Origin of the sequence: Pantoea sp. Tr-811 (genome assembly GCF_011752535.1) — a bacterium.
Taxonomy (GTDB): domain Bacteria; phylum Pseudomonadota; class Gammaproteobacteria; order Pseudomonadales; family Pseudomonadaceae; genus Aquipseudomonas.
The window spans coordinates 33,447-53,139 of the sequence record NZ_VWXJ01000024.1 but is presented as its reverse complement, the minus strand read 5'-3'; the positions used below and the strand labels follow the sequence as shown (position 1 = coordinate 53,139).

Here is a 19,693-nt window from a genome sequence, read left to right as displayed (position 1 = left end):
TGTAGGAGCGGGCTTGCCCCGCGAAGAGGCCAGGCCTGCCCTCAACCTCTCAAACACTTCATCTCGCTGAAATCACTCCGCACCTTGCTCAGCCGGTCCTGCAGAAACTGCCGCTGCGCCGGGCTGCTCAAGTGCACCAGGTCCACCAGCAAACTGCGCGCCTGCTGCTCGGTATTCTGAAACGCCTGCCGGTACTCCGGCGTCCACAGGCTCTCCTTGCGCTGCAACAAGGTGGCCAGGCGCGGCTCGAAACTGGCGTCGTCACGCTGGTTCATGGCCAGCATCAACTGTTGCTGCCAGTGCTGGCGATTGGCGATCCACTGGCGGTTCTGGTCACCCAGCGCCTGGGACCAGTTCAGCACGCGCAGGCGCTGGGCCGCGTTGAGGTCGCCGAACCATGTGTTCAGGCGCTTCTGCATGCGTGCGGCACGGCTGTTGATCTGCTTGGGCAGGGGCGTGTCGACATATTCCTTCTGGCGTTCGCTGATGTCGTCGCGAAACGCCTGCTGCATCTCGGCCACCTGCTGGTCGCTCATGCCACGCAGCAGCTCGGTGGCCGATGGGGTGATTTCCTCGGCCACCCGGCCGATTGCCTGGCGCGCCTCGACGGTACGTTGTTGCAGGGCCTGGTCGGTCACTTGGTCCTCGGCGACCATGTCGCGCACCCGGTCGAGCCAATCGAGGTAGCCGGGCAACTGGGTTTTGCAGTGCCAGGCCAGGTGTTCTTTCAACCGTTCGTCGAGCAGGTTCTTCTGCTCACGGTTCATCGCCAGGTAATCCCCCAGCGACCACGGCACCAGGCGGTCGAGGTTGCGGTAGGCCAGGTCGATGCGGCTGCAGGCAGCCAGGGCCAGGGCAAAACCGAGGGCGGTGAGCAGGGCTTTGAACAGGCGAGTGGGCATGTGCTGATCCTTGCAGTGGCGGCCAATCGGTAGACGTAAGGGTAGCTGCACGGTTCCCTCGCATCGCGTTGATGGCAGTTTCAATCCCTCGGCAATCTCACTACTATTGCGACTAATTCTTATCTGCATCGAACAAGGATGATCGCGTGTACAAGGTTCCGCCCGCGCCGCACGATGACATGCACTGCCTGTACCGCGACCACAGTGGCTGGTTGCAGGGCTGGTTGCGGCGCCGCCTGGGGGACCGGGAGCGAGCGGCGGACCTGACCCATGACACCTTCGTGCGGCTGATCGCCAGCACGGTTGCCCACCCGCTGCGCGAACCACGCAATTTCCTGGCGACCGTGGCCAGGCGGGTCATGGTCGATCATTTGCGCAGGCGTTCGCTGGAGCAGGCCTATCTACAGGCGTTGGCGCTTGAGCCGGAGCTGCTGGAGATCTCCCCCGAAGAGCGGGCCGTGTTGCTGGAAACGCTGCTGCAGCTCGATACCATGCTCGATGGGCTGAACCACAAGGTGCGCCAGGCCTTGTTCCTGTCCCACCTCGAAGGCTTGAGCTATGCCGAAATCGGCGAGCGTCTGGGGGTGTCGGTGAGTTCGGTGACCAAGTACATCGCCAAGGCCACCGAACAGTGCCTGCTGTTCGCCCTGGACGCCCAGCTGTGACGCCGGCGCAACAACGCCAGGCACTGCGCGACGCGGCGCAGTGGCATGCGCGGCTGAGCGCGGGTGAAGATACCCAAGCAACCCACCAGCATTGGCTGGCCTGGTACGAAGGCGCGCCCGTTCATCAGTGGGCCTGGCAGCGGCTGCAGGCGTTTCATGCCGAGTTGCGCAGCGTACCGGCGAGCGTGGCCCAACGCACATTGGCCACGGCGCCCGTGCTGGCAGGGCGGCGCACCGTGCTCAAGGGGTTGGTGCTGGGCATGGGGCTGTCCGGCCTGGCCTGGACGGGCTACCGGCAAACGCCGTTGTGGCTGGCGGATGTGCGCACCGGCACCGGGGAGCGGCGCATACTGCAGTTGGAGGATGGCACGCGGCTGATCTTGAACACGGCCAGCGCCGTGGATATCCGCTATGACCGCGAGCAGCGGCTGATCATCCTGCGCGCTGGTGAAATCATGCTGACCACCGGCAAGGACCCTCGCCCACTGAGCGTGCGCAGCCAGCAAGGCGAGATGCGGGCGCTGGGTACGCGCTTTGCCGTGCGCCAGCTGCAGGGGCAAACCGAACTGGATGTGCTGGAACATGCCGTGGCCGTGCGCAACCGCGCCGATGCCCAGCCGCTGCGGGTGGAGGCGGGCATGAGCCTGCGTTTCGGCCCGGGGCCGCTGCCTGCGCCGCAGGCGCTCGATGTCAACCGTAGCGAATGGGTCAATGGCCGGTTGGTGATCGACAACTGGCCGTTGGCCCAGGTGCTGGAGGAGTTGCAGCGCTACCGCCCAGGCTTCATCGAGTGCGCCAGCGACGTTGCGCAGTTGCGGCTATCGGGTGCCTTCCCACTGGATGACACCACGCGTGCGCTGGATGCCATCGCCCAGGCGTTGCCGGTACGCATAGAAACCCGCACGCGCTTCTGGGTACGGGTGCGGCCACTGAGCTGACCTCCCGTCCACCCCGTCCCAGCCGTGCCGCCATGCCTTGTAGGAGCGGGCTTGCCCCGCGAACACCGGCAAAGCCGGTGCCACGTACCGCGGTGCTTGCTTCGCGGGTCAAGCCCGCTCCTACAGGGCTCTCCGTTAGACCAGAGTCAATTGCCGGTGCTGTAAAAATATTTCTCGTTTGCATTGTCGGTTTCGCGCGCTCACCCGACCCCTCCTGCAAACCGCCACTAACGGCCATTGAAGGAGCCCCCCATGCAGCGCCGCGTTACATCCCACGCCTACCCCAGAAAACCCCTTGTCGTTGCCATGTTCAGCGCCGCGTTGCTGCTCCAGGCCGGTGTCGTCCAACCGCTGGGCAGCGCAGGCCAGGCCAGCGCCGCAGAGGCCACCCGCAGCTACGCCATTGCCGCTGGCCCACTGGGCGCCGTACTCAGCCGCTTTGCCAGCGAAGCGGGGGTGGTGCTGTCGTTCGATGCGGGGCTGACCCAAGGCAAGCAGAGCTCGGGTTTGCAAGGCGCGTACAGTGTGCAACAGGGCTTTGCCAGGTTGCTGGCGGGCAGTGAGTTGCAGGTGATGGTTGCCGGGAATGGCAACTATGTATTGCTGCCGCGCTCGACGGATGGCGCGCTCGAGTTGGGGGCCACCAGTATCAACGCGACCGGGCTGGGGGCCACCACGGAGGGGACGGGGTCTTATACGACAGGGGTGACCAGCACGGCGACGAAGATGAATCTGTCGATTCGCGAGACGCCGCAAACCATCAGCGTGGTGACTCGGCAGCGGATGGATGATCAGCACCTGACAAGTATGACGGATGTGCTCAAGCATACACCGGGCATCACCATGACACAGGACGGCGGAGAGCGTTACAACATTTATTCGCGTGGAAGCGCCATTAATACCTATCAATTCGATGGTGTGACGACTGTTCAAGAGAATATTACCCGCAACATGCCAGCTACGTTGCTGGACATGGCGCTTTATGATCGAGTTGAAATCGTACGTGGTGCTACCGGGCTCATGACTGGAGTGGGTGACCCTAGTGGGGTCGTCAACCTAATCAGAAAAAAACCGACCGCTGAATTCAAGTCTTATGTAAAGGGTAATGTCGGGTCTTGGGATTACTACCGAGCTGAGGCGGATGCTTCGGGTCCATTGAACGAACAAAAAACTCTGCGCGGACGTATCGTTGCGGCTAAGCAGGATAATCACACGTTTATGGATTGGTACAAACAGGATAGGAACATATTCTACGGTGTCGTTGAAGCTGACCTCGATGAAAACACGTTGGTTCGGCTCAGTATCGACAACCAACAATACAAAGCGTCAGGCGCTCCTGGTGCCCCCCTGCTTTTTACCACTGGTCAGGCAGCCAACTATTCGCGTGCTACAGGCTCAGGTGCCCGCTGGGGTTATGAGAAATTCGACACTACTGATTATACCGTGACACTTGAACACGCCTTGGTCAATGATTGGCAACTTCGCGTAGTGAGCAATTACATGAAGACCCGCAGGCGTGTGGATAATACTACGCTTGACAGCTCTAGTGGCACCGCCTACTTGAAAGCGAACGGTATCGCTTCTGCGGAGCGGACGGACATTGATGCCGATCAGGTTCAGAAGGGCGTGGACATAAACCTTCAAGGCCCGTTCGAGTTTTTCGGCCGTACGCATGATTTTATCACGGGCTTCAGTTATACCGATTACTACAATACTCATGGTGGCCATTCAGGGTTTATTGATGCGTTCGATTATAACAACTGGAAAAATCGGATTGATAAGGTTCCTCTGACGTTTAAGATGGATTTTGATATAAAGAGCCGTCAAAGCGGATATTTCGCGGCGACACGCCTTAATTTGCTTGATGATGTTCACTTTATTTTGGGGGCTAGGCTTACCGATTATCATTATAACTATGACCTGGTTTACAATAGTGGGGCTGGCTTTGTTAGTAAGTATAATTTGCGCCGCCGAGGGGAGCTGACACCTTATGCGGGTATTGTTTATGATGTGACGCCCGAACAATCTGTGTATATGAGCTATACGGATATTTTCAAACCCAATGATGCGCTGGATGTATCAGGTCGCGCGATTGAGCCACAAGTGGGCTCTAATTATGAGATCGGTTGGAAAGGCGAGTTCATGAATGGTCGGTTGAATGCGAGCGCTGCAGTTTTCCTGACTCAGCTTGATAATGTCCCGGAAGTGGCTGGCAGCATACTTGTAGATCCCAGCAACCCCAATGGCACCACGCGGGACTACTATAAGGCCGTGAGCGGCGCAGAAACGAAGGGTATAGACGTTGAAGTGGCAGGGGAAATCCTGCCTGGTTGGAATGCTCAACTGGGTTACAGCCATACGCGGTCAGAGGACGCCGACGGTAATCGGATCACCAGCCAATTACCCATGGACACTTTCCGATTCTGGACGACTTACCGTTTGCCAGGTGAGTGGGACCGTCTGACCGTCGGTGGCGGTGTAGACTGGAACTCTAGTTCGTCACTTTACTTTTCTCGCTACCAAAGCAGAATCACCCAGGCTGACTATGCGGTTGCCAGCCTGATGGCGCGCTATCAGTTTAATGACCACCTCAGTGCTGCCGTCAATGTCGATAACCTGTTCGATGAAAAATACTATGCCGGTATGGGCGGGAGCTACGGGCACTATGGTACGCCCCGAAACGCCAATCTCAGCCTGCGCTACGACTTCTGAAGTTGCTGTTTGACAGGGGCCCGGCAACCTGCCGCCGGGCCTGTTCACGGCTTAAAAATCGTAACGCAGATTCAACGTCGCATTGCGTGGCGCGCCGTAGTGCCCATAGTTTCCCGCCAAGCCGGCATAGTATTTTTTGTCGAGCAGGTTCTCCACATTCAAGGTGGCGGTAACCTGCTGGCTGACCTTGTAGCGGGCCATCAGGCTGGCCACGGCGTAGTCCTCCTGGGTAATTCGGGTGTTGTAGCGCGTGGCCAGGGATTGCTTGGCATTCCAGTTCACGCCGCCGCCCAGGGTCAGGCGCTCCCATTCGCCCGGGAGGCGATAAGTTGTCCAGAGGCGGAAGGTGTCCAGTGGCAATTGGGTGGTCAGGCGCGTGCCCCCGGCATCCTCGGTGCGTGAATGGCTGTAGCCGGTGTGCAGCTCTAGGCCTCGTGCAATTTCTCCGGACAGTTCCAGGTCCAGGCCTTTGGTTTCGGCGCCGCTGACTGCCCGTGAGGCCGTGGAGTTAGGGACGCCGGGGATGGCGAAGCCCGTGTCATCTTCTGCCAGGTTGTCACGCTTGATCAGGTAAAGCGCAGCGCTGGTGTTCAGGCGCCCATTGAAGAATTCCCCTTTCCAGCCCATTTCGTAATTCTGCCCGGTGACCGGGTCGAGCACCTTGCCGGTGCGGTCGCGACTGGTTTGTGGTTTGAAGATATCCGTGTAGCTGGCATACACGGACTGCTCGTCATTGAGGTCGTAGATCAACCCGGCGTAAGGCGTCACCTCACCACGTTCCTGCAGGTGGGAAGGGTTACCGGTGCCAGTGGTCAGAACCACCTGATTGGAGTCCGAGCGATAGCTGGTGGTACGCGCGCCGAGAATAAGGTGCAGGTCATCGGTGAAGTTGAGCCGCGTGGCAACGAAGTAACCGGTCTGGCGAATGAACAGGTCATAGTCCAGCAGTGGCGAATAACTGCCCGGTTGCGGCAAGCGGTTACCCCAGGTGTAGAAGTTGAAGCTGGCTGCACCGGCGGTGCCGGTGAAGTGATTGTTTTCGTAGTCCAGGTAATCAAAGCCCGTGATCAGTTCGTGGGTCTGGCCGAATAACTCGAAGGGGCCTTGCAAGGTAACGTTGAGGCCGCGTTGAACCTGGTGGGCATCGACCTGCAAGCGGTCGGCAATGGCGGTACCGCTGGCCTGGTCCAGGGTCGAGACGCCTGCGCCGGTCCGGTAGAAGGACGACAGCGATTGGCGATCCACATCCATGTAGTTGCCTGCCACTTTCAATTGCCAACCCTGGCCCAGTTCCTGGTCCAGGCCGAAGGAATAGTTCTTCGTGGTGTAGTCTTCGTACATCCAGCGCGGGCCGGTGCTGGTGGCGCGAGAGAAATGGGTGGGCTGGCCGTTGCTGTAGAACAGTGGAACACCTGGTGCGCCGTTGGCGTCATAGGTTTGGTAGTCCATGCCCAGGCGCACGGTGGTGCTGTCGCTCAGGTCGGCTTCGAGCACGCCGTAGAGCAGATCGCGGTCCTGGCTGTACCAGTCCATGTAGCTCTGGTTGCTTTGCTTGGCAGCGACCAGCCGGCCACGCAATTTGCCGCTGTCGATCAGGGGGCCGGAGACATCGGCTTCGGCCCGGTAATAGTCCCACGAGCCGATGCCTGCTTGCACATAGGACTGGAACTCACGTGTGGGGCGTTTGCGCACCAGGTTGACCACGCCATTGGGCTCGCCGGCACCGGTCATCAGCCCGGTGGCGCCACGCACGATTTCCACGCGGTCGAAGATCGCCATGTCCATCAGTGTGCTGGGCATGTTGCGCGTCAGGTAGTCCTGGGTGGTGTTGACGCCATCGAGTTGATACGTGCTGATCTCGGACCCACGCGAGTAGATGTGGAAACGCTCCCCGCCGTCCTGGGACAGGGTGATGCCGGGGTTCTGCTTGAGCACGTCGGTCACGCTGGCCAGGTGCTGGTCATCCATCTGCTGGCGGGTAATGACACTGATCGATTGCGGTGTTTCGCGAATCGACAGGTTCATCTTGGTCGCGGTGCTGGTAACGCCCGTGGTGTACGACCCCGTTCCCTCGGTCGTTTCACCCAGGCCCACACTGTTCACGTGGGTCGCCGACAGCTCCATTGCCGTGCTGTCGCCCGAAGGCGGCGTCAGGAAGTAGCGCCCGTCGTTTTCCTTCACCACGCGCATGCCACTGCCTGCCAGCAACGCCTGCAAACCTTGCTCGACGCTGTAGGCACCCTCCAGCCCAGGTGTTTTCCGGCCCTCCAGGGTGCTGGGGTCGAATGACAGGACAATGCCAGCCTGGGCGGCGAAGCGGGTCAGGGCCTGGCCGAGGTCACCCTGGGCGATGTGGTACTCGCGGGTGACGGCGTCGGCAAAGGCCGAGGTGCAGGGGAGGGCTGGAATCATCAGAACCGAGACGAACAGCGCCTTGCGCACGGCGGCCGCGGCTGGGCGCAGTGGGTGATGCATTTTCATGTAGGGCTTCTCTTATGTTGGCAAGCGGGTGATGCACCCGTTACCTCTGAGTCGAATGAGAAAAAGAAGAAATCTCACCTGCCCGCAAAAAATGTTTCACACACCCTCCAAGGGGCTGAGGGTGACCCAGAAGCGAGTACGCCGCTCCACCTTCACCGGCAAGACGCTGGCGATCGCGCGCAATGCCTTGTCGGTGTCGGCTATCGGGAATGTGCCACTGACCTGCAGCCCTGCCACGGCCGGGTCGCAGCGCAACCAGCCAGCGCGGTAGCGGCCCAGTTCCGGCAAGAACGCATCCAGCCGCTGCGCGTTGGCCACCAACAGGCCGCGGGTCCAGGCATCCTGGTCGGCAGGCAGTGGCTGCGGTGTGTCGGCCTGTTGGCTGGAGAAGCGGCTGCACTGCCCAGGCGCCAGCAGCACCGCCTGGCCGTGTGTGGGCAGGATGCGCACCTGGTGCTCGAAGACCGCAACCTGGGAGTGCCCGGCGCTGACACGAACCGAGAAGCGGGTACCCAGTGCTTCGGCGCGGCCATGTTCGGTTTCCACCAGGAAGGGGCGGCCCAGCGGATCGGCCGCCGTGGTCACCATGACTTCGCCTTGGCGCAAGCGGATGACCCGCTGGCGTGCGTCATAGCGCACATCGGCGGCGCTGTCGGTATTGAGCAGCAGTTGCCCGCCATCGGCCAGGGTTACCGGCAACTGCTCGCCGACCCGGGTGCGGTAATCGGCAAACCAGGGGCCTTGGCCCACCTCACGATAGCCCGCCCACCCCACTGTGCCGCCGCCGAGCAACAGGGCAATGCCCTTGAGCACGTTGCGGCGGCTGTTGCGCTGAGCTTGCCCGGCCAATGCCAGGGTTCGCCCGGTCAGGCCGGCCGGTAGGCCCTGAAGCCGCTGTTGCAGTTGTTCGACCTGCTGCCACGCCCACTGGTTTGCCGCACTTTGTTGCAACCAGCATTGCCAGCCGTGTTCGTCCTCTGGCGTAGCGCAGCCGCTCTGCAGCAGGCTATACCAATGCACGGCGTGTTCCAGGGCTGCGTGCTGGGCGGCGGAGGGTTTCATTGCAGGCCCTGGTTGATGCTGAACAGCACGCAGTGGTGCAGGGCCTTGGCCATGTAGCGGTTGACCGATGACAACGAGACACCGAGCTGCTCGGCAATGGCCTGGTAGGGCATGCCGTCCAGCTGCGACAGCAGAAATGCCTGGCGCACCTGGGGGCCCAGGCCTGCGAGCATGGCATCCAGCTGGCACAGGGCCTCAAGCAAGATTGCCCGCTCTTCCTCGGAAATATCCAATGCCTCGGGTTGCTCGGCCAGGGCCTGCAACCAGGCCCGCTCAAGGCGCGTGCGGCGCAGGTGGTCGATCATCAGGCGCCTGGCAATCGTCGCCAGGTAACCCTTGGGCTCGCGTATGGCCTGCAGGCGGGTGCCGGCGTCGTCGGCGCTGAGGATGCGCACGAATACATCCTGTACCAGGTCGGTTGCCAGGTGCCGGCAGTTGATTCTTGGCTGCAACCAGCCGCGAAGCCACTGGTGGTGGGCGCGGTAGAGCACATCGACTTCGGCATTCACGTCCAGGTGAGGCTTTTTCATACGCTCGGATTCAAATAAGAACTCTTATCATTATGTGGGGCGCCCGGGGGCTGGACAAGAGGGGCAACCGTCCGGAAGCTTTGACACCAACCCGTGTCTATCCGGAAAATAGCCCCCTTGTCTTGAGGATCATCGGAAATGGCTCTGCTTGGGCGTTACAACAGTTTGCAAATCGTGAAACACGTGGAATTCGGCCTGTACCTGGACGGTGGTGCCGACGGCGAAATTCTGCTGCCCGGGCGCTACATCCCGAAAGACGCCGAAACCGAGGTAGATGACTGGCTGAACGTGTTCATCTACCTGGACAGCGAAGACCAGCTGATCGCCACCACCGAAAAGCCCAAGGTGCAGGTTGGCGAGTTCGCCAGCCTCAAGGTCAAGGACATCAACGGTGCCGGCATCTTCCTCGACTGGGGCCTGTCCAAGGACCTGCTGATGCCCTATTCGGAAGAATCGCGGCAGCTGAAGATCGGCGACTACTGCGTGGTCCACGCCTACCTCGACAAGCGTACCCGGCGCATCACCGCCACCTCGCGCTTGGACCGCTACCTGGACCGTACCCCGGCCGACTACAAGGCCGGCCAGCCGGTGCAGTTGCTGGTGGCGGGTGAAACGCCGATGGGCTTCAAGGCCATCATCAACAACCGCCACTGGGGCCTGATCCACAAGAATGAGGTGTTCAAGTTCCTGCGCTCAGGCATGCACGTGGACGGGTTCATCAAGGAACTGCGCCATGACGGCAAGATCGCCCTGAGCCTGCAGCCGGTTGGCCAGGCGCTGGGCGATGACCTGCAGGAACGCATCATGGCGCGCCTGGAGGCTGAAGGCGGGGTGCTGGCGGTGTGCGACAAGAGCGCCCCGGAAGTGATCAGCCAGCTGTTCAACGTCAGCAAAGGCAACTTCAAGAAGGCCATTGGCGCGTTGTTCAAGCAGGGCCGTATCGTCATCCATGACGACCGTATCGAAAAGGCCTGATCAGGCCTGGACGAAGGTGCGGAAATCCAGCTGCTCGCCACCCGGACGGGTGTCGCGCAGCAGCGAGTCGCGGTCGGCGCTCAGTGCCAGGCTGATGGTCGAGCGGCGTTTGCCGGGGTTGCGCACTTCCATTTGCTCCTGGTGAGCACGCAGGAAGTTGACCGGCACTTTCAGGTGCTGCAGTTCGTCGCTTTCCGGGGTGTGCAGCAGCAGGTTGACCCAGTCGGGCTGGCCCTTGCGCAGCAGTGCCACCGGCACCTCGAACCACCACAGGTTGCGCTTGCGGTCGAGGATAGCGAACAGCGTGTTGGCACTGGTCAGTACCGGGTTGGCCAGGGCCTGGTTGCGGCGGGCGATGGCGGCGGGTTTGTCGAGTTTCATGCAGGTTCCTGCGGGTTGACGCTTGGTTAGGGCTGCATTGTGAGGGGTGGCCTCGTGTGCGGCAAGGCTTGCTGGCCCTTTCGCGGGGCAAGCCCGCTCCTACAAGGCCACACACAACCCCTGTAGGAGCGGGCTTGCCCCGCGAAGAGGCCAGAAGCCTTAACGGCTGATCGGCCTGCTCAACTCTGAAGTAGCCCCATCGGCCGTTGTCACCGTTGCCGTAAAGCTCTTCAACCCAGCTGCCTGCTCCAGCACCTGGGCAAACCGCGCCTGCCCCTGGGCATCGCTGTTCACCAGCACATCCCCCAGGTATTGCTCCGCCTCGCTGCCCTCGGCCTGGGCATTGCCAAACACCTCGACACGCAGCAGGCTCGACGCCGGGCCCTGCACCTCGCCGCGCAGCACATTGCCGTCCAACGCCAGCAGCCGTGGTGGCTGCTGGTTATGGTTGGGCAGCGGCTGGCACGGCTTGGGCTCGCCCTTGGCGTCGCAAATAACGGCCTGATCCTGCTTTGGCAAGTCGGCCCCGACCCCACGCGAGCCCACGTACAGGGCATGGGCCTGGGCCGGTACGCCGAAGATGATCGCCCCGGTACGTTGGTTCGGTACGCACGAGCCGCCTGCCTGGCAGCGGCGGATATCCTGGCTGTTGGCCCAGATGCGGTTACCGGTCAGGCGTGTGGCGGTAACCTCGGGTTCAGGACGCAGGGCAACGCCAATGCGGTTGCCGTGGATCAGGTTGCCGTCGAGGATGTTGCCCTCGCCGGTGACGCTGACGCCAATCGAGTTGCCGCTGAAGGTATTGGCGCCCAGGTAGTTGCGCTTGCCCCAGTTGATCTGCAGGCCGTCGGAGTAGTTTTCGAAACGGTTGCGCACCACGCTGTTGTCGTTGCCCAGCAGGATTTCGATGCCCTGGGACGGCTCAGGGTTGGCCGGGGTGGAGCGGAACAGGTTGTCGGCCACCAGGTTGAAGGCCGCGCCACGGGTCAGCTCCAGGCCGTCGCCGTTGTCGATCAACTGGTTGCGCAGCACCTTGTTGTTGACGGTGGTGGTGGCCGTTGCGTTACCCGCCCCGTCATCCCCGGTGAGCATGATGCCAGCCCCGCCCTTGTTGGCGACGATGCGGTTGTCTTCGATGACGTTGCCGCTGGCGCGGTTGACCAGGATGCCGATGCAGAAGTTGCGCACTTCCAGGCCACTGAGGTGCACGCCCTGGGTGTCGCGCAGCACCAGGCCCGGGTTGGTGGTGGTGCGCACGTTGGTGCCGAACTGGCCAGGCACGGCGCCGGGGCAGGTGCGCACGCCCTCGTCCTTGATGTAGCCGCTGCCGTCGATGGCAATGTATTGGCCATCGCGGGCCCAGGGCAAGCCGGTGATCTGCACCGGGCCTTTGATTTCCGGCAGGGCACGGTTGGGGCGGATGACGTACGGCGGTTTGCCCACCGCGGCGATGTCGATGCGGTAGTGGCCGGGGTTCTGGTTGCTGGTTTCGATGGCCCAGCGCAGGGTACCGGGCTGGCCATCGTCGGTGTAGCGCTCGACTTTCAGGGTTTCGTTGGCCGGTGCGGCGGCCAGGGCAGGCAGGGGTAGCAGCGGCAACAAGGCTGCGAACAGGGGGATCAGGCGCATTGCGGTGGGTATCCGGAAGCTGTTGTTTTTATAAGCAGTTTTTTTGCGATTGTAGGGCAGCCGGCCGGGCTTGCGCAGTGCGCTGGCCGGATTCGGTGCGGTATTCGCCCGCAGAATCGCCGTTCGGCTTGAAGCCTGAAAATTCTTTGAAACTCCTGGCGCAGGCGGCCGGTCCACCGACTGTCGACACGGTTCACGTGTCTCCATTTGCAGGAGATTTGCCATGAGCGGCACTAAAGACAAAGCCAAAGGCCTGGCCAACGAAGCGGTGGGTAACATCAAGCAAGGCGTCGGCAAGGTGACCGGCAACGACAAGTTGCGGGCAGAAGGCAAGGCCCAGGAAGTGAAGGGCGAGGCGCAGCAGATCAAGGGCAATGTGAAAGATGCGCTGAAGCCTTGATTCGAGGCGGCTTGTGACGGCCTCTTCGCGGGGCAAGCCCGCTCCTACAGGAGCGGGCTTGCCCCGCGAAGAGGCCTTTATTTTGAATATTGCCAGGGAGCAGTACAGCAACCCCGTGGTCTATTAGACTTACCTGTTGTAATCAAGCGGCGAAAGGAGACGCTATGATTTTCCCTGACCTGCGCGGGCTGCCCATGCACCGCGTACTGGTACGCACCGTCAAGGAATTCCTCGACGACGAGATGTCTACCTATGCGTCCGCGCTGGCCTACCAGATGCTGTTCTCGCTGTTTCCGTTCATTCTGTTCCTGATCGCGTTGATCGGTTTCCTGCACCTGCCGGACTTCTTCTCCTGGCTGCGCCTGCAAACCGAACTGGTGCTGCCGCCCCAGGCACTGGAACAGGTGAACCCGGTGATCGACCAGTTGCAGCAGTCCAAGGGCGGGTTGCTGTCGGTGGGTATCGTCATTGCCCTGTGGACCGCCTCGGCCGGCGTGCGCCTGATGATGAGCGCCATGAACGCCGCCTACGACGTGCCCGAAGGCCGCCCGGTGTGGAAGCGCATTCCGCTGTCGATCTTCTACACCATCGGCATCGCCGGCATGCTGCTGGCCGCCGCAGCGCTGATGGTGCTGGGCCCGCAGGTGATGGAGTGGATTGCCGCGCAGGTTGGCATGCAGGAAGTGATCGTCACGGTATGGACCATCCTGCGTTGGCCGGCCATCGTCATTCTGCTGATGGTGGCCGTGGCGCTGATGTACTACGTGATGCCGGATGTGAAGCAGAAGTTTCGCTTCATCACCCCCGGTTCGGTGTTGGCGGTAGTAGTATGGATCATCGCCTCCCTGGGCTTTGCCTACTACGTCAAGACCTTTGCCGACTACAACGCCATGTACGGAAGCATCGGTGCGATCATCGTGCTGCTGCTGTACTTCTACATTTCCGCTGCTGTGCTGCTGCTCGGCGCCGAGATGAACGCGGTGATCGAGCACATGTCGGCCGAAGGCAAGAACCCGGGCGAAAAGGATTTCACCGGCGAACAGCCCAAGGAAACCGTCACCGTGCTCGGCCATGAACACCCGGTCGAGCCGCAACCGTCCGAGCCGAACCCGCAATGATCCGTGACATTCTGAAAATGGGCGACGAGCGCTTGCTGCGCATCGCCCAGCCGGTGCCTGAGCACCTGATCGGCAGTGCCGAGCTGCAAGGGCTGATCGACGACATGTTCGAAACCATGCGCCACGTCGGTGGCGTAGGGTTGGCCGCACCCCAGGTGGGGATCGATTTGCAGCTGGTGATTTTCGGTTTCGAGCGCAGCGAGCGCTACCCGGATGCCGAACCCGTGCCGCAGACCATTTTGCTCAACCCGGTGATCACGCCGCTCACCACCGAGGTAGAGGACGGCTGGGAAGGCTGCCTGTCGGTGCCGGGCCTGCGCGGTGTGGTGCCGCGCTTCAAGCACATCAACTATGAAGGCCTGGACCCCCAGGGTAACCCGCTGAGCCGCTTTGCCGAGGGGTTTCATGCGCGGGTGGTGCAGCACGAATGCGACCACCTGATCGGCCGGCTGTACCCCTCGCGCATCCAGGACTTCGCCAAGTTCGGCTACACCGAGGTGCTGTTCCCCGGGCTGGACGCCAGCGACGACTGACCGTGCACCATGGCTACCAGCGCTTTGCTGCGCTGGTAGCGCAGCAGCCGTGAGGCCAGGGCTTCGGGCAGTGCGGTGGTGGCGTTGAAACCCAGGCGCTGGTAGTAAGGGGCAAGGTCGGGGTGGCAGAACAACCAGGTCGGGCCCGCCTGCGCCGCCAGGGCCGCCTCTACCAATGCGGCCCCGGCGCCACGGCCGCGCTGGGTGGGTGCGACGAACAGGCCGGTGAGCCACTGGCCGTCGGCCACCGCGCTCAAGCACAGGCCAGCCACGATTGTGTCACTGCGCGCTACCCACAATTGCCCGTCGTTGGCGGCGCGCATGCGCGAGCCATGCTGTTTGTAGAAGTGCGCGAGCAGCCGGCGTTCGGCGCCGAGCAGGGGCGTGCAGTGCAGGGTGGTCATCGGGAGTCCGGGCGTGGGTGGCTCTGGCCCGGTGGTTCCAGGCTGCCGAGCCGCTTCGCTTTGTCGCAGATTGTTGCAAATCCTGCAAGGGTGAATGTCCGACTTCAGGGTTCAAGTATTGCAGGCGAGGAGTAGAATTTCAGCTATCCCCCCTGGCAGTACGATAAAGCGGGATCGGTACTTCGTGTCATCTTCGTAGACGATGACAACTTCTCCGCGCCATTGACGGCCTATTGAAGTCACTCGATCAGCTGGATTGCTCCAAAGGCATAAACCCATGAAATCATTACTGATTCTTGCTCTGGTCGGTATGTCCTCGTTCGCCCTCGCCGATGAGGCCAAACCGGTCTCCAGCGAGCCTGTAGCCCAGCAGTACGACTATTCGATGAACCTCGACATCAAACGGGTGATTCACCTGTCGACCATCCCCAATGTCTGCGAAGTGGTACCTGCGACCATGACCTACGAAGACCACCAAGGCCAGGTGCATACCATCCAGTACCGGGCAATGGGCGAAGGGTGCCAGCAAGGCTGAAGTGGCCAATGGCCCTGGCCGTGTGAAGCGCTGCCAGGGCCATTGGCGTTTACCAACCCACCGCTGGCGATTAGGATCGGTACACACCCGTATCGATGAAGGATGATCGCCATGTTCGACCTCGCCGCACTGCGCGAAGCTGCCAGTTTCGTTCACCAGCATGTTCCGCCGACGCCCCAGCGCGAGTGGCCGCTTTTGGCCGAGCAGGTGGGCTGCAAGCTGTGGGTCAAGCACGAGAACCACGCCCCGACCGGCGCCTTCAAGGTGCGCGGTGGGCTGGTTTACGTGCGTTCGCTGCTGGCCAAGGGCAAGCCGCCACGTGGGCTGGTCACCGCCACCCGCGGCAACCATGGCCAGAGCATGGCGCTGGCGGCCAGCCAGGCCGGCGTGCCGCTGGTGATCGTGGTGCCAGAAGGCAACTCGAAGGAAAAGAACGCGGCCATGCGCGCCCTGGGCGCGAAGTTGGTGGAGCATGGCGTCGACTTCGACGTTGCCCGTGAAGAGGCGGCGCGGCTGGCGGATGAATTGGGTTACGACATGGTGCCGTCGTTCCACCCGGAACTGGTGCGCGGAGTGGCCACCTACGCCTTGGAGTTGTTCGAGAGCGTGGACGATCTCGATTGCGTGTATGTGCCGATCGGCATGGGTTCGGGCATTTGCGGGCTGATTCAGGCGCGTAACCTGCTGGGCCTGCGTACCGAGATCGTCGGCGTGGTGTCCAGCGCTGCCGATGCCTACGCGCAGAGCTTCGAGCAGGGGCGCATCATCACCACCGCCACTGCCGACACCTTCGCCGACGGCATGGCCTGCCGCGTGCCACACCCGGATGCCTTCGCCCTGGTGCGCGAGCATGCCGCGCGGATCGTGCGGGTTACCGACGCTGAGGTGGCAGCGGCCATGCGCCTTTATCACGAAACCACCCACAACACCGCCGAAGGCGCCGGTGCCGCGGCGCTGGCTGCGCTGTTGCAGGAGCGTGAACGCCAGGCGGGCAAGCGGGTAGCGGTGGTGCTCAGTGGCGCCAATGTCGACCGAGAGCGGTATGCGCAGGTGCTGACTGAAAAATCCTGAATGGATATCGGGGAAAAAGTGCTATCTTAATTTGATAGCATTTTCCGATGAACACTCGATACCGCAAAATTTACGACGCCATCTTCAGAACGCCCACCACCGCGTCACTGGCATTTGCCGAGGTTGAAGCCTTGGTGCTTCACCTCGGTGGGCACGTGCTGGAGCGCCAAGGCTCCAGGGTCAAGCTGGTGCTTGGCGGCCAGAGTTGGAGGTGTCATCGCCCCCATCCTGGCAAGGAAGCCAAGCGGTATCAGATCGAAGAAGCCCGCGAATTCTTCTTGCGGGCAGGAGTCAGCCTATGAGTTGCATGCGCTACAAGGGCTATGCCGCCCGTATCGATTACGATGAGCGTGACGACATTTTTGTTGGCCGTGTGCTTGGCATGCGCGACATCATCAGTTTCCACGCAAGCTCGGTGCCTGAGCTTCATGACGCCTTCCGGGATGCGCTGGAAGATTACCTGGCCGATTGTGCGGAGCAGGGCATCTCGCCGGAAAAACCAGCATCCGGCAAAGTCATGCTGCGCATCAGGCCTGAAGTTCATGCGGCGGCAAGCGTCGCTGCCCATGCTGCCGGCAAAAGCCTGAACCAGTGGGCGGATGAGGTATTCGAGCAGGCTGCTCTGGCCTGACCGAGCCTTGCGCCGCCTGCGCGGGCGAAAAATTCAGCGCAACCTGTCGATTTTCTCGGCTACCGTTCGACCATGAGCTGAAGGCACAGGGCATTCCTGTGCCGACCGGAGGCTCTGCCCATGAACACCGCAGCCGAAAGCGAAATCCGCCAGTTGATCGACACCTGGATGCAGGCCGTTCGCGACCGTGACATCCCCGCCATCACCGCGCCCTACGCCGACGACATCGTCGCCTTCGATGCCATCCAGGCCTTGCAGTTCAAGGGCAAGGACAACTACCGCAAACACTGGGAAATGTGCATGGGCATGTGCACCGGCCCGATGGTTTTCGAGCTGGCCGAGCTGACCGTGCACACCGCCGGCGAGTTGGCCCTGGCCCATTGGCTCAACCGCTGTGGCCCGGGCGATGACGAGAGCCAGTGCGGCTTCATGCGTGCCACCGTGGGCTATCGCAAGGTCGACGGGCACTGGCAGGTGATCCATGAACACTGGTCGGCGCCGTTCGACATGCAAACCCAGAAAGCACTGTTCGATCTGAAACCTTGAGCCGCTATCGCCAAACGCACGTTGCCAACGCCTGGAGACAACCATGAAATACCTGTGCCTGGTCTATTGTGACGAAGCGCTGCTGCACAGCCTGCCCGACAGCCCGGAAGACGCCGAATGCCTGGCCTATGCCGAGTCGCTGCAAGGCGCCGGGCGGATCATTGCGGCAGAGGCGCTGAAAAGCGTGCAGGCCGCCACCACCGTGCGTGTGCGCGGCGGGCGAATGAGCATCACCGACGGCCCGTTCGCCGAAACCAAAGAGCAGCTGGCCGGCTTTTACCTGGTCGATGCCCGCGACCTCAACGAGGCGCTGAACATCGCCAAGGGCATTCCGGCGGCACGTGTGGGCAGTGTGGAAGTGCGCCCTGTGCGTGAGCTGCAACCCTGACAGCAACGGAGAACAACAAAAATGAGCCTGACCCACGCTGCGACTGCCCAACACGAATTGTCCATCAGCCGCCTGATCGATGCGCCGCCGGCCAAGGTGTTCCGTGCCTGGACCGAGCCTGAGTGGTTGATGCAGTGGTGGGGCCCGCATGGCATGACCACCCCGGAGTGTGAAATGCAGCTGTGGAGCGGTGGCCTGTTCCGCACCCTGATGCGTGCCCCGGACGGCACCGAGTACCCGACCCAGGGCGTCTTCCTGGAAATCGCCGCGCCCAGGCGGCTGGTGTTCACCGATGCCTTCCTGCCAGGCTGGGTGCCCTCGGGCAAGGCATTCATGACCGCGGTAATCAGCTTCGACGAAGAACACGGCAAGACCCGCTACACCGCCCGCGCCTGGCACTGGAGTGCCGCCGACAGCCGGGCGCATGAAGAGATGGGCTTTCACCAGGGCTGGGGAGAAAGCCTGGACCGCCTGGTGGAGGTGGTGACCCAGCGGATGCCTGACTGATGGCGGAGCTGGCGCAGGTGCGTGCCGAAGTGGAGGCCGTGTACCGCCGCGAATCGCGGCGCATCCTGGCGACCTTGATTCGCCTGCTGGGGGACTTCGACCTGGCCGAGGAGGCCTTGCATGATGCGTTCTTCATTGCCGTCGAGCGCTGGCAACGCGATGGTATTCCCGACAACCCGCGGGCCTGGCTAGTGTCTACCGGGCGTTTCAAGGCCATCGACGCGCTGCGCCGCCGGGCGCGCTTCGACCGCTCACAGGCCGACCTGATTATGTTGATCGAAGGCCAGGGGCACGACCCCAGTGAAGAAGAGTTGCTGGCCGACGACCGCCTGCGGCTGATTTTCACCTGCTGCCACCCGGCCCTGGCCGCCGATGCCCAGGTGCCACTGACCTTGCGCGAAGTCTGCGACCTGACCACCGAGCAGATCGCCCGGGCGTTTTTGCAGAGCCCGGCGACCATCGCCCAGCGCATCGTGCGCGCCAAGGCCAAGATTCGCGATGCCGGCATTCCCTACCAGGTTCCGGAACTGCATGAGCTGCCTGAGCGGCTGGATAGCGTGTTGCGGGTGATTTACCTGGTGTTCAACGAAGGTTATTCAGCTTCCAGCGGCGAAGCGTTGCTGCAGCAGGCGCTGAGCGACGAAGCGATTCGCCTGGGGCGCCTGCTGGTGCAACTGCTGCCTGATGCGGAGGCGGTCGGTTTGCTGGCGCTGATGCTGCTGCAGGCGTCGCGCCAGCGTGCGCGCAGTGATGCCGAGGGCAACCTGGTGCTGCTCGATGAGCAGGACCGCAGCCTGTGGGACCGGGCGCAGATTACCGAGGGCTGCGAACTGGTGCGCCTGGCTTTGGGCAGCCGGGACTTTGGTGCCTACACCGTGCAGGCGGCGATTGCGGCGGTGCATGCCGAGGCGGCGACAGCCGAGGCCACCGATTGGGGGGAAATCGTCGGGCTGTATGACGTGCTGCAGCGGCATTGGCCGTCGCCGGTGGTGGCGTTGAACCGGGCGGTGGCTTTGGCCAAGCGTGACGGGGCAGAAGCCGGGCTGGCGGCGGTGGAAGCGATTCTGGCAGCGGGGGAGTTGCGCGATTACCACCTGGCCCACGCGGCGCGGGCGCAGTTGCATCAGCAACTGGGGAAGGTGGACGAGGCGCGGGCGGCCTGGCAGCAGGCCTTGGCGCTGACCCAGCAAGGGGCGCAGCGGCGGCATATCGAACGGCGCCTGCGCGAGCTGCCTTGATTGCCTTGTGAGGTCGGTTTGGTAGGAGCGAGCAGCGCTCGCGATGG

Annotated in this window: 21 protein-coding genes and 1 pseudogene; 15 read left to right on the top strand and 7 right to left on the bottom strand. The window is 62.2% G+C overall.

What is annotated here, in order from left to right; translation table 11 throughout:
- Positions 1-41 precede the first annotated feature (41 nt).
- On the bottom strand, positions 42-902 hold the full coding sequence (locus F3J44_RS26385) for a DUF6279 family lipoprotein (protein ID WP_167277390.1): 861 nt from the start codon (positions 900-902) through the stop codon (positions 42-44).
- Positions 903-1,081: 179 nt separating this feature from the next.
- Here F3J44_RS26385 and F3J44_RS26380 point away from each other — a divergent pair, with 179 nt between their 5' ends.
- From F3J44_RS26380 to F3J44_RS26370, 3 genes and pseudogenes are all read left to right on the top strand, one after another.
- Positions 1,082-1,567 (top strand): sigma-70 family RNA polymerase sigma factor, encoded by a 486-nt coding sequence (locus tag F3J44_RS26380; protein ID WP_167060097.1) that lies wholly within the window; start codon positions 1,082-1,084, stop codon positions 1,565-1,567.
- Positions 1,534-2,145 (top strand): annotated as a pseudogene (locus F3J44_RS30465) (FecR domain-containing protein); the annotation flags it as partial. The gene F3J44_RS26380 and the pseudogene F3J44_RS30465, both read left to right, overlap by 34 nt.
- Positions 2,146-2,757: 612 nt before the next feature.
- Complete coding sequence (locus F3J44_RS26370) at positions 2,758-5,217, top strand: TonB-dependent receptor (protein ID WP_167277386.1); 2,460 nt, start codon at positions 2,758-2,760, stop codon at positions 5,215-5,217.
- A gap of 51 nt (positions 5,218-5,268) precedes the next feature.
- On the opposite strand, the gene F3J44_RS26365 is transcribed toward F3J44_RS26370, so the two are convergent.
- The 3 genes from F3J44_RS26365 to F3J44_RS26355 form a co-directional block, all read right to left on the bottom strand.
- Entirely contained in the window at positions 5,269-7,698 is a 2,430-nt protein-coding gene (locus F3J44_RS26365) for a TonB-dependent receptor (protein WP_167277384.1), read from the bottom strand.
- 96 nt (positions 7,699-7,794) lie between these two features.
- On the bottom strand, positions 7,795-8,760 hold the full coding sequence (locus F3J44_RS26360; RefSeq protein WP_167277382.1) for a FecR domain-containing protein: 966 nt from the start codon (positions 8,758-8,760) through the stop codon (positions 7,795-7,797).
- The gene (locus F3J44_RS26355) at positions 8,757-9,290 is read right to left on the bottom strand and encodes a sigma-70 family RNA polymerase sigma factor (RefSeq protein ID WP_167059600.1); all 534 of its coding nucleotides are present in this window, start codon (positions 9,288-9,290) and stop codon (positions 8,757-8,759) included. The genes F3J44_RS26360 and F3J44_RS26355 overlap by 4 nt, the downstream gene beginning before the upstream one ends.
- 138 nt (positions 9,291-9,428) lie before the next feature.
- On the opposite strand from F3J44_RS26355, the gene F3J44_RS26350 reads away from it, so the two are divergent.
- Complete coding sequence (locus tag F3J44_RS26350) at positions 9,429-10,265, top strand: S1 RNA-binding domain-containing protein (protein ID WP_167059603.1); 837 nt, start codon at positions 9,429-9,431, stop codon at positions 10,263-10,265.
- Here F3J44_RS26350 and F3J44_RS26345 read toward each other — a convergent pair whose 3' ends face one another.
- Both F3J44_RS26345 and F3J44_RS26340 read right to left on the bottom strand, forming a co-directional pair.
- Entirely contained in the window at positions 10,266-10,646 is a 381-nt protein-coding gene (locus F3J44_RS26345; RefSeq protein WP_060510375.1) for a hypothetical protein, read from the bottom strand.
- A 159-nt stretch (positions 10,647-10,805) separates the two neighbouring features.
- On the bottom strand, positions 10,806-12,275 hold the full coding sequence (locus tag F3J44_RS26340; protein ID WP_167277380.1) for a nitrous oxide reductase family maturation protein NosD: 1,470 nt from the start codon (positions 12,273-12,275) through the stop codon (positions 10,806-10,808).
- 223 nt (positions 12,276-12,498) lie between these two features.
- On the opposite strand from F3J44_RS26340, the gene F3J44_RS26335 reads away from it, so the two are divergent.
- From F3J44_RS26335 to def, 3 genes are all read left to right on the top strand, one after another.
- Positions 12,499-12,675 (top strand): CsbD family protein, encoded by a 177-nt coding sequence (locus tag F3J44_RS26335; RefSeq protein ID WP_167059609.1) that lies wholly within the window; start codon positions 12,499-12,501, stop codon positions 12,673-12,675.
- A 164-nt stretch (positions 12,676-12,839) separates the two neighbouring features.
- Complete coding sequence (locus tag F3J44_RS26330) at positions 12,840-13,793, top strand: YihY/virulence factor BrkB family protein (protein ID WP_167277378.1); 954 nt, start codon at positions 12,840-12,842, stop codon at positions 13,791-13,793.
- Positions 13,790-14,326 (top strand): peptide deformylase, encoded by a 537-nt coding sequence (def, locus tag F3J44_RS26325; protein ID WP_167059614.1) that lies wholly within the window; start codon positions 13,790-13,792, stop codon positions 14,324-14,326. The genes F3J44_RS26330 and def overlap by 4 nt, the downstream gene beginning before the upstream one ends.
- Here the strand turns inward: def and F3J44_RS26320 are convergent.
- Positions 14,281-14,730 carry a GNAT family N-acetyltransferase gene (locus F3J44_RS26320; protein WP_205300197.1) on the bottom strand — a complete coding sequence of 150 codons (450 nt, stop codon included), beginning with the start codon at positions 14,728-14,730 and terminating at the stop codon, positions 14,281-14,283. The two genes, def and F3J44_RS26320, sit on opposite strands and share 46 nt — an antisense overlap.
- 277 nt (positions 14,731-15,007) lie before the next feature.
- Here F3J44_RS26320 and F3J44_RS26315 point away from each other — a divergent pair, with 277 nt between their 5' ends.
- The 8 genes from F3J44_RS26315 (at position 15,008) to F3J44_RS26280 (ending at position 19,646) form a co-directional block, all read left to right on the top strand.
- Positions 15,008-15,265 carry a DUF2790 domain-containing protein gene (locus F3J44_RS26315; RefSeq protein ID WP_167277376.1) on the top strand — a complete coding sequence of 86 codons (258 nt, stop codon included), beginning with the start codon at positions 15,008-15,010 and terminating at the stop codon, positions 15,263-15,265.
- 111 nt (positions 15,266-15,376) lie between these two features.
- On the top strand, positions 15,377-16,336 hold the full coding sequence (locus tag F3J44_RS26310) for a threonine dehydratase (protein WP_167059620.1): 960 nt from the start codon (positions 15,377-15,379) through the stop codon (positions 16,334-16,336).
- A 47-nt stretch (positions 16,337-16,383) separates the two neighbouring features.
- A complete protein-coding gene (locus F3J44_RS30460) occupies positions 16,384-16,638 on the top strand; it encodes a type II toxin-antitoxin system HicA family toxin (protein WP_167277374.1) in 255 nt (84 codons plus the stop codon).
- A complete protein-coding gene (locus F3J44_RS26300) occupies positions 16,635-16,967 on the top strand; it encodes a type II toxin-antitoxin system HicB family antitoxin (protein ID WP_167277372.1) in 333 nt (110 codons plus the stop codon). Before F3J44_RS30460 ends, F3J44_RS26300 begins: the two co-directional genes overlap by 4 nt.
- Before the next feature lie 120 nt (positions 16,968-17,087).
- A complete protein-coding gene (locus tag F3J44_RS26295) occupies positions 17,088-17,513 on the top strand; it encodes a nuclear transport factor 2 family protein (protein ID WP_167059623.1) in 426 nt (141 codons plus the stop codon).
- 43 nt (positions 17,514-17,556) lie between these two features.
- Positions 17,557-17,901, top strand: a complete 345-nt coding sequence (locus F3J44_RS26290; RefSeq protein ID WP_167277370.1) for a YciI family protein — start codon at positions 17,557-17,559, stop codon at positions 17,899-17,901.
- A gap of 21 nt (positions 17,902-17,922) precedes the next feature.
- Positions 17,923-18,408 carry an SRPBCC family protein gene (locus tag F3J44_RS26285; RefSeq protein WP_167059629.1) on the top strand — a complete coding sequence of 162 codons (486 nt, stop codon included), beginning with the start codon at positions 17,923-17,925 and terminating at the stop codon, positions 18,406-18,408.
- Entirely contained in the window at positions 18,408-19,646 is a 1,239-nt protein-coding gene (locus tag F3J44_RS26280) for an RNA polymerase sigma factor (RefSeq protein WP_167059632.1), read from the top strand. Before F3J44_RS26285 ends, F3J44_RS26280 begins: the two co-directional genes overlap by 1 nt.
- Positions 19,647-19,693: the final 47 nt, after the last annotated feature.